General features: G+C 49.7%; 13 protein-coding genes. 9 read left to right on the forward strand and 4 right to left on the reverse strand.

The window, feature by feature from the left end; all coding sequences use genetic code 11:
* Nucleotides 1–62: 62 nt before the first annotated feature.
* Entirely contained in the window at nucleotides 63–1,037 is a 975-nt protein-coding gene (gene hemB, locus OGY68_RS06260) for a porphobilinogen synthase (RefSeq protein WP_003830941.1), read from the reverse strand.
* A 500-nt stretch (nucleotides 1,038–1,537) separates the two neighbouring features.
* On the opposite strand from hemB, the gene ehaB reads away from it, so the two are divergent.
* Together ehaB and iprA are read left to right on the forward strand one after the other, a co-directional pair.
* Entirely contained in the window at nucleotides 1,538–4,462 is a 2,925-nt protein-coding gene (ehaB, locus tag OGY68_RS06265; RefSeq protein ID WP_286580755.1) for an autotransporter adhesin EhaB, read from the forward strand.
* An 89-nt stretch (nucleotides 4,463–4,551) separates the two neighbouring features.
* Complete coding sequence (gene iprA / locus OGY68_RS06270) at nucleotides 4,552–5,175, forward strand: hydrogen peroxide resistance inhibitor IprA (protein WP_003830944.1); 624 nt, start codon at nucleotides 4,552–4,554, stop codon at nucleotides 5,173–5,175.
* Between the two features lies 1 nt (nucleotide 5,176).
* Here iprA and ampH read toward each other — a convergent pair whose 3' ends face one another.
* Nucleotides 5,177–6,334: a D-alanyl-D-alanine-carboxypeptidase/endopeptidase AmpH gene (gene ampH / locus OGY68_RS06275; RefSeq protein WP_003830945.1), complete on the reverse strand. Its 1,158-nt coding sequence runs from the start codon at nucleotides 6,332–6,334 to the stop codon at nucleotides 5,177–5,179.
* 384 nt (nucleotides 6,335–6,718) lie between these two features.
* Between ampH and sbmA the strand changes: the two genes are divergently transcribed.
* Nucleotides 6,719–7,939 (forward strand): peptide antibiotic transporter SbmA, encoded by a 1,221-nt coding sequence (gene sbmA / locus OGY68_RS06280; RefSeq protein WP_057067136.1) that lies wholly within the window; start codon nucleotides 6,719–6,721, stop codon nucleotides 7,937–7,939.
* Between the two features lie 14 nt (nucleotides 7,940–7,953).
* Nucleotides 7,954–9,057 (forward strand): DUF1615 domain-containing protein, encoded by a 1,104-nt coding sequence (locus OGY68_RS06285; RefSeq protein WP_048214809.1) that lies wholly within the window; start codon nucleotides 7,954–7,956, stop codon nucleotides 9,055–9,057.
* Here the strand turns inward: OGY68_RS06285 and OGY68_RS06290 are convergent.
* Nucleotides 9,042–9,365 (reverse strand): DUF2755 family protein, encoded by a 324-nt coding sequence (locus OGY68_RS06290; protein ID WP_032942507.1) that lies wholly within the window; start codon nucleotides 9,363–9,365, stop codon nucleotides 9,042–9,044. The genes OGY68_RS06285 and OGY68_RS06290 overlap by 16 nt on opposite strands.
* A 264-nt stretch (nucleotides 9,366–9,629) precedes the next feature.
* Here OGY68_RS06290 and OGY68_RS06295 point away from each other — a divergent pair, with 264 nt between their 5' ends.
* Complete coding sequence (locus OGY68_RS06295) at nucleotides 9,630–9,848, forward strand: DUF2754 domain-containing protein (protein ID WP_003830949.1); 219 nt, start codon at nucleotides 9,630–9,632, stop codon at nucleotides 9,846–9,848.
* Between the two features lie 23 nt (nucleotides 9,849–9,871).
* On the opposite strand, the gene ddlA is transcribed toward OGY68_RS06295, so the two are convergent.
* Nucleotides 9,872–10,966 (reverse strand): D-alanine--D-alanine ligase, encoded by a 1,095-nt coding sequence (gene ddlA, locus OGY68_RS06300; protein ID WP_032944316.1) that lies wholly within the window; start codon nucleotides 10,964–10,966, stop codon nucleotides 9,872–9,874.
* Nucleotides 10,967–11,267: 301 nt separating this feature from the next.
* Here ddlA and OGY68_RS06305 point away from each other — a divergent pair, with 301 nt between their 5' ends.
* The 4 genes from OGY68_RS06305 to psiF all read left to right on the forward strand — a co-directional run bounded on the left by OGY68_RS06305 (nucleotide 11,268) and on the right by psiF (nucleotide 14,893).
* A complete protein-coding gene (locus tag OGY68_RS06305; RefSeq protein WP_008783902.1) occupies nucleotides 11,268–12,464 on the forward strand; it encodes a multidrug efflux MFS transporter in 1,197 nt (398 codons plus the stop codon).
* Between the two features lie 248 nt (nucleotides 12,465–12,712).
* Entirely contained in the window at nucleotides 12,713–12,955 is a 243-nt protein-coding gene (locus OGY68_RS06310; protein WP_057068908.1) for a sigma-S stabilization anti-adapter protein IraP, read from the forward strand.
* 104 nt (nucleotides 12,956–13,059) lie between these two features.
* Nucleotides 13,060–14,475 (forward strand): alkaline phosphatase, encoded by a 1,416-nt coding sequence (gene phoA, locus OGY68_RS06315; RefSeq protein WP_286616895.1) that lies wholly within the window; start codon nucleotides 13,060–13,062, stop codon nucleotides 14,473–14,475.
* A 97-nt stretch (nucleotides 14,476–14,572) separates the two neighbouring features.
* Nucleotides 14,573–14,893 (forward strand): phosphate starvation-inducible protein PsiF, encoded by a 321-nt coding sequence (gene psiF / locus OGY68_RS06320; RefSeq protein WP_003830956.1) that lies wholly within the window; start codon nucleotides 14,573–14,575, stop codon nucleotides 14,891–14,893.
* The last annotated feature ends 7 nt before the right edge of the window (nucleotides 14,894–14,900 follow it).

The following is a 14,900-nucleotide window of genomic DNA, read 5'->3' on the forward strand; positions in this document are numbered from 1 at the left end:
TACTTATCGGGCCTGGAACTGTCGGCCCGATAAGGTGAAGTCGCCATTCGGCAACAAAGTGGTTAGCGCAGGATTTTCTTCTCAGCCAGATCCAGTGCGAAGTAACTGAAGATCAGATCCGCGCCAGCGCGTTTGATCGAGCCTAAGCTTTCCAGAACCACTTTCTCTTCATCTATTGCACCTGCCATCGCCGCGAATTTGATCATCGCGTATTCACCGCTGACCTGATAAGCGCCAATCGGCAGCTCGGTGCGCTCGCGGATATCACGCAGAATATCGAGATACGCGCCAGCCGGTTTCACCATCAGGCAGTCTGCGCCCTGGGCTTCATCCAGCAGCGATTCGCGAATCGCTTCACGGCGATTCATCGGGTTCATTTGATACGTTTTACGATCGCCTTTCAGCGCCGTGCCTGCGGCTTCACGGAACGGGCCGTAGAAAGAAGAGGCAAACTTGGTGGAGTAGGACATGATCGCAGTATCGGTGAAGCCCGCGGCGTCCAGCGCCTGGCGAATCGCCTGTACCTGGCCGTCCATTGCGGCGGAAGGGGCGATGAAATCTGCGCCCGCTGCTGCGGCAACGACTGCCTGCTTGCCGAGGTTGGCAAGGGTTAAGTCGTTATCAACGCCGTGTTCGCATAATACGCCGCAGTGACCGTGCGAGGTGTATTCACAGAAACAGGTATCGGACATGACGATCATTTCCGGTACGGTCTGCTTACAGATACGCGACATGCGCGCCACCAGACCGTCTTCTTTCCAGGCATCGCTGCCGGTCTCATCGGTGTGATGAGAAATCCCGAAGGTCATGACCGAGCGGATGCCTGCATTAGCAATACGTTCGATTTCGCGCGCCAGGTGTTTCTCTGGTATGCGCATCACGCCGGGCATGGCGTCGATAGCTTTGTAATCGTCGAGTTCTTCTTCAACAAAGATCGGCAACACCAGGTCATTTAAGCTGAGTGTTGTCTCTTCAAACATAGCGCGCAGCGCAGGGGATTTGCGCAGGCGACGAGGGCGTTGGATTAGGTCTGTCATGGTATGCCTGATGTTTGTGGAATCGAAGGCCGTAGTATACCCGAACCTGAGGGCGAGGGGGTTACGAAAGTTGGCGTTATGCCGAGGTTATGTTGATGTTATCAATGCTTGGTATTATGTGTTATCTCTATTTTTGCAATTATGACTATTTTAAATAGTGATTAGTTTTATGGTGAATTTAGTTTAATTTAATTTTTAATTAAGTGGCGAGATTTAACGGTATTTATTTACTGACGTTTAATTTTTAAGTTAATCATAAGTTCAATATATTGTTTTGCCAATGGTTTTACATGTAACTGTCTAAAATAAAAATGATTTTTACGTTTATTTGCTGTTTCGAATAATTTGCATGTCTATTGTCCGTAATCGGACTTAAACCAAAGAATAATTGAACCTTTCCTTTGTGAAACCGCATAATCTTCCCCGCGAAACATAAAATGTTTTCTTTGCATTGATAATTGATGGATCAACTATATTACGTCCCTGAGGAGGGATGACAAATGCACACTTGGAAAAAGAAACTTGTAGTCTCACAATTAGCATTAGCCTGCACTTTGGCAATCACTTCTCAGGCGAATGCTTCAACTGATATCTCTGGGACCACCTACACAACGTTTGCTCATTATAATGACGCATCCTATGCGGATGGCGTCTATTATGATGGATATGTCGGTTGGAACAATTACGATACCGATAGTATTTATAACGGTGATATTTATCCGGTAATCAATAACGCCACTGTCAACGGCGTTATTTCTACTTATTATCTGGATGATGGGCTGTCTACTAACACCAATAACAATAGCCTGACGATTAAAAACAGCACCATTCACGGTATGGTGACATCCGAATGTATGACCACGGATTGTACTAACCGTACGGGTACTGACTATTACTACGATCGCCTGGCGATGAACGTCATCAACTCAACTATCGATGACAACTACGAACATTACACCTACAACGGTACGTATAATGACGCAGCTGACACACACGTTGTCGACGTTTATAACCTGGGTACGGCTATCACGCTGGATCAAGAAGTTGATCTGTCTATCTCCGCCAACTCTCACGTTGCTGGCATTACCCTGACTCAGGGTTACGAGTGGGCAGATATTGACGATAATACCGTCAGCACTGGCGTAAACAGCAGTGAAGTGTTTAACAACACCATCGCTGTCAGCGATTCTACTCTGACCTCTGGTTCATTGACTGACGAAGGCACCACCGGTTGGTTTGGTAACACCAGCAATGCAAGCGACTACAGCGGTAATTACAGGGATGCTGACGATATTGCATTAGCGGTTATTGCTAATCCAAATGCGGATAACGCGATGCAGACCACCGCAACATTTAACAATTCCACACTGATGGGTGATGTGCTGTTCTCCAGCAACTTCGATGAGAACTTCTTCCCGAACGGTGCTGACACTTATCGTGATACCGATGCTGACCTGGATACCAATGGTTGGGACGGTACTGACCGTCTGGATCTGACCCTGAACAACGGCAGTAAGTGGGTCGGCGCGGCAATGTCCGTGCACCAGGTTGACGCCGATGGTGACGGAGTTTATGACAGCTACGATGCGGGTACTGAAGCCACCGCTACGCTGATCGACATCACTGCTAACAGCCTGTGGCCGGATTCAACCTACGGTATTGATAGCGACACAACTTCTTATGACGAAAATGGTCATGTAGTGGGCAACGCTGTCTACCAGAGCGGCCTGTTCAACGTCACGCTGAACGGTGCTTCACAGTGGGATACCACCAAAACTTCCCTGATTGATACCCTGAGCATCAACAGCGGTTCTGTCGTCAACGTGGGTGATTCTGAGCTGGTTGCTGACTCCATCTCTCTGACTGGTGCTTCAGCACTGAACATCAACGAAGATGGTCATGTTGCGACGGATACGCTGTCTATCGACAACAGTACTGTCACAATCGCCGATGATGTTTCTGCTGGCTGGAATGTGCTTGAAGCTGCGCTGTATGCAAACACCATTAACGTCACTAATAACGGCGTTCTGGATGTGGGTAACAGTACCGGTAATGCACTGCAGGTTGATACCCTGAACCTGACTAGCTACACCGACGCTTATAACCATGTTAACGCGGGTGTTTTCGACATCAACAGCACTGACTATGTGCTGAATGCTGATCTGACCAACGATCGCACTAACGATAAATCTCAGTCTAACTACGGTTATGGCGTGATCGCGATGAACTCTGATGGTCATCTGACTATCAACGGTAACGGCGATTCCGACACCTCAGGCGATCAGTCTGAAGTTGATAACTATGGTGACCACGTAGCGGCGGCAACTGGTAACTATAAAGTCCGTATCGACAACGCGACTGGCGCAGGTTCTGTTGCGGATTACAAGGGTAACGAGCTGGTCTACGTTAACGACGCGAACAGCACTGCGACCTTCTCTGCAGCTAACAAAGCTGACCTGGGTGCTTACACCTATCAGGCACAGCAGCAGGGTAACACCGTTGTTCTGCAGCAGATGGAACTGACAGACTACGCGAACATGGCGCTGAGCATTCCGTCTGCTAACACCAATATCTGGAACCTGGAACAAGATACCGTTGGTACTCGTCTGACTAACGCGCGTCATGGTCTGGTTGATAACGGTGGCGCATGGGTAAGCTACTTCGGTGGTAGCTTCGATGCAGATAACGGCACCATTAACTACGATCAGGATGTTAACGGCATCATGGTCGGTGTTGATTCCAAAATTGATGGTAACAACGCTAAGTGGATTGTCGGTGCTGCAGCAGGCTTCGCGAAAGGTGATATGAGCGACCGTACCGGTCAGGTGGATCAGGATAGCCAGACTGCCTACATCTACTCTTCTGCTCACTTTGCCAACAACATCTTTGTTGACGGTAACTTAAGCTACTCTCACTTCAACAACGATTTGACTGCTAACATGAGCAACGGTCAGTATGTTGATGGCAGCACCTCTTCTGATGCCTGGGGCTTTGGCTTGAAACTGGGTTATGACCTGAAGCTGGGTGACGCAGGTTACGTAACGCCATACGGCAGCGTATCCGGTCTGTTCCAGTCTGGTGATGACTATAAGCTGAGCAACGACATGAAAGTTGACGGTCAGTCTTATGACAGCATGCGTTATGAACTCGGTGTCGATGCAGGTTATACCTTCGCTTATAGCGACGACCAGGCGCTGACCCCGTACTTCAAACTGGCCTACGTTTACGACGACTCTAACAACGATTCTGACGTAAACGGCGACTCTATCGACAACGGTGTAGAAGGTTCTGCGGTACGTGTTGGACTGGGTACTCAGTTCAGCTTTACCAAAAACTTCAGCGCATACACCGATGCTAACTACCTCGGTGGTGGCGATGTTGATCAAGACTGGTCTGCAAATGTTGGTGTTAAATATACCTGGTAAGACATCTCTTGTTGTTAAAGAAAAGATAATCTAACTCAGAAAAATGCCCGTCACGGATTTGACGGGCATTTATTGCAAGGGATGCCCAAATGTTGTCTGCAAATAAACCGCTTGTGGAATTTGGTAAGCTTGATAAATGTTTGTCAAAATATGGCAAACACTTTGAGTGTGATAACGATAAAGAAATAATTTATTCCAGTGATATAAACAGTGACGATACCTTTATCATTTTAAATGGTGTAATTTCCCTGAGGCGAGGGGAGAATGTGCTGGTCGGTATTGCGCAGGCACCGTTTATTATGGGGCTTTCAGATGGTGTGATAAAAACAGATATACAATACAGATTAATCACGGAAAGCGATTGTACGGGATACCATCTACCCGCCTCGCAAACAATTAATATAATTGAAGAGTGCCAGCTTTGGCGTGAAGCTTTTTGTTGGTTGGCATGGCAAAACTCCATGCTTGAATTACGCGATCTGCAGTTGATCGGCAACAACTCCTACGATCAGATCCGCGCGACATTGATCTCTATGACGAAATGGGATGAAGCCCTTCGTTCACGCATTGGCGTTATGAACTATATTCACCAACGCACACGAATTTCACGCTCGGTTGTCGCTGAGGTTCTCGCAGCATTGCGTAAAGGCGGTTACATTGAAATGAATAAAGGCAAACTGGTGTGCATTAACCGTTTGCCTTTTGAGTATTGAATCAGGATGCAGGAATGACCTGTGGCTTGTACCCGCTCAATTCCGCAACCAGTTCGTTGATACCGTCGCTCATATTGGTAAAACGGGTCAGCGGAGAGCGCGTCACTACGACAAATGCCCCAACGTTTTGCTGTGGGATCATCGCCATATAGGTAATGAAGCCACCGCCGCCACCGGTTTTTTGAATAATTCCCGGTCTGCCATTCTTCGGCGCCATGTAGACCCAGCCCAAACCAAGCGCATCGGCTCTGCCTGGAACGTCCATTCCCACCACTTTAGTTAACTGCGTACGCTGGTAAATCAGCGTCTGCATCCGGTCGGCCTGCTGGCTACGATGATAAAAGTCAGAAGAGAGATACTGCTGCATCCAGCGCATCATATCGCCAGGCGTTGAATAGACGCCGCCGCTGCCCATCGCTGCCAGCGTATTGTTACAAGGACTGGCACCTTTTTCCGCGACCATCAGGCGTCGACACTGATCGGGGGACGGCGTAAAGGTGGTGTCTTTCATCCCCAGCGGACGGGTGATTTTTTCTTCAAACAGCTGCGGATAAGGCTTACCGGACGCGGTACCCAGCGCATCGGCCAGCAGATCAAACGCCAGGTTGGAATAAGAAGCCTGCGATCCAGGCGCGGCTTTAAGCGTTGCCGTTGAGAGATAGCTCCAGCGCTGCTCGCGGGTTGGCCAGACAAACACCGGGCGCTTGGCCGCGCCGCCTGGCTGTTCGCGCGGCAGTGCGCTGGTATGCGTCGCCAGATTCACCAGCGTAATTGGTGTTCCTTGATAAGTGGGTACGCGTGCGCCAGGAGGTGCATATTTACTCAATGGATCGTTGAGTTTGACCGTGCCCTGATCGAGTAATTTCACCAGCATTTCGCTGGTCATTAATTTGGTAATTGAGGCAATGCGGATTACGGAATCCAGTTGCGGGTGAACATTATTGCCGGGGCGTGTTTCACCAAAACTGCGAAATACACGCTGATTACCATCAATCACCACGAGCGCCATCCCCGTAGCACCACTGCCGTAAAATATATGGTCGGCATAACGATCAACGATATCAGAGGCGAAGACCGGATCGGTTATAGGCTGTGCCGCCTGGACAGATGTCAATGACGCCGCACACAGCGCGGCAGAAAAAAGCAGACTACGTTTCAACGGTGGTGTCCATGAGTTAGAGAAAGTGAAAAAGGATGTCGTGCGTATGCGTATTTATACTACTCATCGGCGTATTGCAAAGCGCTTATCAACCAATGATAGTGGGAAAAACGTAACGATGAGTAAACACAGGAGTTTCCTGGATTGCGGATGTTCGCTTTTGTGATCTCACGCTGTGATAATCTGCACATACTGGAACGTTGTCGAGTGTGAAAACCACAGAAACAATTCTTCATAACCGAGGTGCGAACTAAGTGCCTCGGTTTTGGTCACAATTGTCGGTTTCAGCTTGTGTTTTTGGGCGTAAGCCGTCTGGCCTCCGCACTCTACGGTGGCAAATGCACAGCAGTCGTCATAACGATAAGAAGTTAGCAGGAGAGCACTATGTTTAAGTCTTTTTTCCCAAAGCCGGGGCCGTTCTTTATTTCGGCATTTATTTGGGCACTCGTCGCCGTTGTATTCTGGCAAGCAGGTGGGGGAGCCTGGGTTGCACATATTACCGGCGCGTCGGGAGACGTACCTATTAGCGCAGCGCGTTTCTGGTCGTTGGATTACCTGATTTTTTATGCGTACTACATTCTTTGTGTCGGGGTGTTCGCGCTGTTCTGGTTTCTCTACAGCCCACATCGCTGGCAGTACTGGTCTATTCTGGGCACATCGCTGATTATTTTTGTGACCTGGTTTCTGGTTGAAGTCGGCGTCGCCGTCAACGCCTGGTATGCGCCATTTTATGACCTGATTCAAACTGCGCTCAGCGCACCACACAAGGTGAAGATTGAGCAGTTCTATCATGAAGTGGGCGTTTTTCTCGGCATTGCGCTGATAGCCGTGGTCATTGGTGTGATGAACAACTTCTTCGTTAGCCACTATGTGTTCCGCTGGCGTACCGCGATGAACGAACACTATATGGCACACTGGCAGCATTTGCGTCACATCGAAGGCGCAGCGCAGCGTGTGCAGGAAGACACCATGCGTTTTGCTTCTACGCTGGAAGATATGGGCGTCAGCTTTATCAACGCAATTATGACGCTGATTGCCTTCCTGCCTGTACTGGTTACACTCTCTGCCCATGTTCCTGACCTGCCGATTGTTGGACATGTGCCTTATGGCCTGGTGATTGCCGCGATTGTCTGGTCGCTGATGGGAACCGGTTTACTGGCCGTGGTCGGGATAAAACTTCCCGGGCTGGAGTTTAAAAACCAGCGCGTGGAAGCGGCCTATCGTAAAGAATTGGTCTATGGCGAAGATGATGGCAACCGTGCGACGCCACCGACGGTGCGTGAACTGTTCCATGCGGTACGGCAAAACTACTTCCGTCTCTATTTTCACTATATGTACTTCAATATCGCCCGTATTCTTTACCTGCAGGTTGATAACGTTTTCGGTTTGTTCCTGCTGTTTCCGTCAATTGTTGCCGGTACGATTACGCTCGGCCTGATGACGCAAATCACCAACGTATTTGGCCAGGTGCGCGGCTCGTTCCAGTATTTGATTAACTCCTGGACAACGTTAGTGGAACTGATGTCTATTTATAAGCGTCTGCGCAGCTTTGAGCGCGAGCTTGATGGTCAGGAAATTCAGGAAGTTACCCATACTCTTAGTTAACAAAAGGAGATGTTATGTCGACGGTTTCCCGTCTTTACCCCTTGTCCGGTCTGGCAGCATTAGTGCTGGTGGGATGCAGTAGTCAACCCGCGCAGCCGCTAAAAAAAGGGGAGAAAGCCGTCGATGTGGCGAGCGTGGTGCGCCAGAAAATGCCCGCCAGCGTGAAAGACCGGGACGCATGGGCGCAGGATTTGGCAAAGACCTTTGAAAGCCAGAAGCTGGCACCAACGGTTGAAAATATCTGTTCGGTGCTGGCGGTTGCGCAGCAGGAGTCAAACTTCCAGGCCGATCCGGCTGTTCCTGGTTTAAGCAAAATCGCCTGGAAAGAGATTGACCGTCGCGCAGAACGCATGCATATCCCGCTGTTTGTCGTGCATACCGCGCTAAAGATTAACTCGCCAACGGGGAAAAGCTACAGCGAGCGTCTGGATACGGTGAAGACGGAAAAACAGCTTAGCGCCATCTTTGATGATTTCATCAACATGGTGCCGATGGGGCAGACATTGTTCGGATCGCTTAATCCGGTACATACCGGTGGTCCAATGCAGGTCAGTATCGCGTTTGCTGAGCAGCACACCAGCGGGTATCCGTGGAAAATGGCTGGGACGGTACGTCAGGAAGTGTTTAGCCGCCGTGGTGGGTTGTGGTTCGGTACGTATCATCTGCTCAACTACCCAGCGAATTACAGTGCGCCAATCTTCCGCTTCGCCGATTTTAATGCCGGATGGTATGCGAGCCGCAATGCAGCTTTCCAGAATGCGGTCAGTAAAGCCAGCGGAGTGAAGCTGGCGATGGACGGGGATCTGATTCTCTATGGCAGCAGTGAGCCGGGCAAAACGGAGCTGGCGGTACGTAAACTGGCCGGGAAGCTAGGGATGAGCGAGAGTGAGATCCGCCGTCAACTGCAAAAAGGTGACAGCCTGGCCTTTGAAAAAACCGCATTGTACGAAAAGGTTTATAAGCTGGCGGAAGCGAAGACCGGGAAAACGTTACCCCGTGAAATGCTGCCGGGCATTCAACTGGAAAGCCCGAAGATCACGCGTAATCTGACTACTGCGTGGTTTGCTAAACGGGTGGACGATCGTCGGGCGAAGTGTATGAATCAGTCATCTTTATGATGACGGTGACGCCAGCGCATGACCGCCGCTATGACGCCAAGAATCAGGCTTCCGGCCAGGAAGGGGATCAGTCCAAAGAGGGTACCGACGCCTAAACCGATTTCAACCCGCGGGCGTCCTGTCTCCTGCATTTGCAGCTGCATCAGTTCTTCATAGATGCCGGGCGCGTGGGCCAACAGATTTAAAATCTGTGCACCCGCCCAGAAGCAAAACAGCACAAATACGGCATACGCAATGTTGCCGGGCAGGGAGGAGGGATCCCGATGCTTGCCCTTAAACAGGGATTTTGAGAGCGTAAAATCAGCCATAAAGACCTCCGGAAATAACCTGCTTTTTTTGACGTAATGCCTGGAACTGAGAGTGAGTCTGACAGGTGATCGGCAATGTCAATATCAGAATGATGGTAATTTCAGGTAGAGATTATTCCTGGATTTCGGTTTTTTGTTGGCGGTCACAATTATGTAACCTTAAGTTAAACTGAGTTACATTTAAGAAATTCCGCACAGGCCACAGACGCCCTCGGGGAAATGTGCGAGGATGCCTCCCTGTGTTGTATTTCCACCGGAGCTGTTATGAACCTGCCTGTAAAAATCCGCCGAGACTGGCACTACTATGCCTTCGCTATTGGGCTTATCTTTATTCTGAATGGCGTGGTGGGGTTATTAGGTTTTGAAGCGCAGGGATGGCAAACTTATGCGGTGGGGCTGGTGACCTGGGTGATTAGCTTTTGGCTGGCCGGATTAATCATCCGTCGCCGCGTTGAAGATGATGAAGCAAAGGATGCCCAATAGCTCTATAAGGCATCCTGACGGGTTTACATACTGGTTTTCAGCGCGCTATCCGCAGCATGGCGTTCCAGCGCCAGTTCGATCAGGCGAGTGATCAAATCGGTATAGCCTAAACCGCTCGCCTGCCACAGCTTCGGATACATACTGATGTTGGTAAAGCCAGGCAGCGTGTTGATCTCATTGATCACAACGTCGTTTTCAGCAGTTAAGAAGACGTCCACGCGCGCCATGCCGGCACAGCCCAGAGTCTGGTAGGCCTGAATGGCGATTTCGCGGATCTTATCGTTAATCTCTGGCGCAATTGCTGCCGGAACGACAACTTTGGCACCGTTATCGTCAATGTATTTAGTGTCGTAAGCGTAAAAATCGCTGTTCAGCACGATCTCACCACAGGTACTGGCCTGCGGATGATCGTTGCCCAGTACCGCACATTCGATCTCGCGGCCTTTGATCCCTTGCTCCACAACGACTTTATGATCGAATTCAAATGCCAGCGCGACGGCCTGATCGTATTGGGCTTCGCTGGTTACTTTACTGACGCCAACGGACGATCCCTGGTTGGCCGGTTTTACAAACAGCGGCAGACCCAGGCGGGATTCCACTTCACTAAAGCTGATGCTGTTGCGATTCGCTCGAGTGAGCGTAATAAATGGCGCGATATTTAACCCGGCATCACGCAGCAGACGTTTGGTCACGTCTTTATCCATACAGGCAGCAGAACCCAGCACATCAGAACCGACAAACGGCAGGTTCGCCACGCGCAGCATGCCCTGCAGAGAGCCATCTTCACCCAAAGTACCGTGTACGATCGGGAAAATAACATCGACCGTCGGCAGCGGTTGACCGTTTTGTGCATCGATCAACTGGTGCTCTTGTTTACCCGGTACCTGCGCCAGGCTGGTCTCAGAAGGTCGCAACGCAATATGCGCCGGATCGTTTGAATTGAGCAGATAGTTACTGGCATCGCTGACGTGCCATTGCCCTTGTTTATCAATACCTAACAGCACAACGTCAAAGCGAGTCTTGTCGATGGCATCGACAATATTTTTTGCCGATTGCAATGACACTTCATGTTCCGCTGATTTACCACCAAATACGATTCCTACCCGCAACTTTGCCATCTTAAAAACCCATTCCATGAATGCAAAGCACATACATTACCACGACAAAACGCAGGTTTCTTCGGCTTCTGGCAGATTGTTTTGGCGAATGACAGGGGATTAGAAGGGGACATACACGCAGATCGCGCGGGAAGCACAATCCCCTGTTTATATTATGGGTTTGATGTGAGCTATATCACAAATATGATGAGCGGGAAGATAAAATCCTAAACTGTGATTTATCGCACCTGTAGACCCTTATTCGGCTAAGTAATTTGTTAAGCTGCTCGCAGTTTTCAGCTAATTATCGTTATGAGTCCTTATGGAATCCTGGAGAGTTAACCTTATTTCCGTTTGGTTCGGGTGTTTTTTTACCGGACTGGCGATTAGCCAAATCTTGCCTTTTTTACCACTCTATATCTCCCAACTGGGCGTGACCTCGCATGAAGCGCTATCAATGTGGTCCGGATTAACGTTCAGCGTCACCTTTCTGATTTCAGCCATTGTTTCTCCGATGTGGGGCAGTCTGGCCGACCGTAAAGGACGCAAGCTGATGCTGCTGCGGGCCTCACTGGGGATGGCCATTGCGATTTTGCTACAGGCATTTGCCACTAACGTCTGGCAGCTTTTTCTGCTGCGCGGGGTGATGGGGTTAACCTCCGGCTATATTCCTAATGCGATGGCGCTGGTTGCGTCACAGGTTCCACGCGAGCGCAGCGGCTGGGCGCTGAGTACGCTCTCTACGGCGCAAATTAGCGGCGTCATTGGCGGACCGCTGATGGGAGGCTTTATCGCCGATCATGTTGGCTTACGAGCGGTATTCTGTATTACCGCCGCCTTGCTGGTGGTGAGTTTTCTGGTCACACTGTTCTTGATCAAAGAGGGCGTTCGCCCGACGATTAAAAAAAGCGAACGTCTGAGTGGGAAGGCCGTGTTTGCCTCGCTTTCGCATCCAGCGTTGGTGATCAGCCTGTTTTTTACCACCATGGTGATTCAACTGTGTAACGGCTCAATTGGGCCTATTCTGGCGCTGTTTATTAAATCAATGGTCCCGGACAGTTCGAATATTGCTTTTCTCAGTGGGTTGATAGCCTCAGTACCGGGCATTTCTGCTCTGATTTCCGCGCCCCGACTTGGTAAATTAGGCGACCGTATTGGTACTGAGCGGATTTTAATGGCGACGTTAATCTTCGCGGTGGTGCTGTTTTTTGCCATGTCGTGGGTTACCACGCCGTTGCAGTTGGGAATTCTACGTTTTCTGCTCGGCTTTGCTGATGGTGCGATGTTGCCGGCGGTGCAGACGCTGTTGGTGAAATACTCCAGCGACCAGATAACCGGGCGCATCTTTGGCTATAACCAGTCATTTATGTACCTTGGCAACGTCGCCGGGCCATTGATGGGTGCAACGGTTTCGGCAATGGCGGGGTTCCGTTGGGTGTTCATTGCTACAGCAAGCATTGTGCTTATCAATATCTGGCAACTGGCTATCGCGTTGCGACGTCGGCGCGAGGTTCGTTGAGTTCCTGATTAACAACGCTGCCTGTCAGCGTTGTTAATTCATAAGTGTGTATTATATATTTGTGTGATTATTACTTTTCTTACCTTTTTATATTGAATCATTCTGCATCCAGACGCATTTACCCTTATTTTGTGTTGTGATTGTTTTCTCAAATCTTTTTATTCCTTATAAAAATACAACTTTCATCCTCTAGGCAGTCGTGAGCCTTAATGATAACGTGGCCCATATTTTGTTAAGGGAATAGGCAAATGAAAAACCTCGTCACTGAGTTGTTACTTAAGCTCGCGCAAAAAGAAGAAGAATCGCAAGATCTGGCGGCACAGGTCGAAACGTTAGAGCGGGTAATCATCGAAATGCTGAGCAATATGGCGTGGAACGATCGGCAAATATTTATTCGTCAAATTGAGGGGGCGCTGGCTGGCGGAAACCGCATGCCCGCGTTTCTGACGAACATACATAATGCTGGCGAGTGCGTACCAAAAGCGTTGTGATCCATCTGTGGTGGGGTAACCACAAATTATCATAAAAGTGTCACATCAAATACTTATAGTCGCTTTGTTTTAATTTTACCGTATTTATACATGGAAAATATAAAGTGAAACAAAGCGCTCTGGCTATTGCCCTGTTACCTTTGCTGTTTACCCCGGTTATTAATGCAGAAACATCTACTGTAGTGGTTATGGATAATCGTGCTGCTCAGGGAGATATCACCACGCCGGGTGGCGCTCGCCGATTGTCTGCCGATCAAACGGCAGCTCTGCGCGAATCCCTGAACGATAAACCGGCCAAAAATATAATTTTACTGATTGGCGATGGGATGGGCGACTCCGAAATAACGGCAGCGCGAAATTATGCTGAAGGCGCGGGCGGCTTTTTTAAAGGTATTGATGCTTTACCGTTGACCGGACAATACACACATTATGCGTTGGATAAGAAAACGGGCAAGCCCGATTATGTGACAGATTCAGCAGCATCTGCGACAGCATGGACAACCGGCGTGAAGACCTATAACGGGGCGCTGGGTGTGGATATTCATGAAAAAGATCACACCACGATTCTGGAAATGGCCAAAGCGGCAGGTCTGGCGACAGGCAACGTTTCCACGGCTGAATTGCAGGATGCCACGCCGGCCGCACTGGTTGCCCATGTCACTTCGCGTAAATGCTATGGTCCGAGCGTGACGGCTGAAAAATGCCCGACGAACGCGCTGGAAAAAGGCGGTAAAGGGTCAATTACCGAACAATTATTGAATGCTCGTGCGGATGTTACGTTAGGCGGCGGGGCAAAGACTTTTACTGAAACCGCTACGGCAGGTGAGTGGCAGGGTAAAACTCTGCGGGAACAAGCCCAGGCCCGTGGTTACCAGAAGGTGAGTGATGCCGCGACGCTGGCGGCTGTTAGCGAAGCGAATCAGGATAAACCGCTGTTGGGTCTGTTCTCAGACGGTAATATGCCAGTGCGTTGGGAAGGGCCGAAAGCGTCTTATCACGGCAACCTGGATAAGCCGGTAGTGACCTGTACGCCAAATCCAAAACGTAACGACAGCGTGCCAACGCTGGCGCAGATGACGGATAAAGCGATTGAGCTGTTAAGCAAAAATGAGAAAGGTTTCTTCCTGCAAGTAGAAGGCGCGTCGATCGATAAACAAGATCACGCCGCTAACCCGTGTGGACAAATTGGTGAAACGGTCGATCTGGATGAAGCGGTGCAGCGTGCACTTGCCTTTGCGAAGAAAGATGGCAACACCCTGGTTGTGGTAACCGCTGACCACGCGCATGCCAGCCAGATTGTCGCACCGGATACTAAAGCACCCGGTTTAACGCAGGCGCTGAACACTAAAGATGGCGCGGTGATGGTCATTAGCTATGGCAACTCTGAAGAAGAGTCCCAGGAGCACACCGGCAGCCAACTGCGTATTGCAGCCTATGGCCCTCATGCGGCGAATGTGGTTGGCCTGACCGATCAAACCGATCTGTTTTACACCATGAAAGCGGCGTTAGGACTGAAATAAGCTGACACCCGACGGCAATACTTTTGCCGTCGGGTGGTATTTTTATCGTTAGCAGCCAAACTTACCTGTGTGTCGTCGTTCAGAAAAGGATGGTGCTATGAAAATTACATTATTAATGACGTTACTCTTTGGCCTTATTTTTTTAACTACAGTCGGTGCTGCCGAGAAGACGTTAACCCCGCAACAACAGCGTATGACCACCTGTAATCAGCAGGCCACGGCGCAGACCTTAAAAGGGGATGCGCGTAAGACCTATATGAGTGATTGCCTGAAAAACAGTAAATCTGCGCCTGAGGAAAAGAGCCTGACGCCGCAGCAGCAGAAAATGCGTGAATGCAACGTCAAGGCGACGGAGCAGTCTCTGAAAGGCGATGATCGTAATAAGTTTATGAGCGCTTGCCTGAAAAAATCTGCTTAGCACTTCC

It is taken from the genome of Citrobacter sp. Cpo065 (genome assembly GCF_030332805.1).
In the GTDB taxonomy this organism is placed as follows: Bacteria; Pseudomonadota; Gammaproteobacteria; order Enterobacterales; family Enterobacteriaceae; genus Citrobacter; species Citrobacter portucalensis.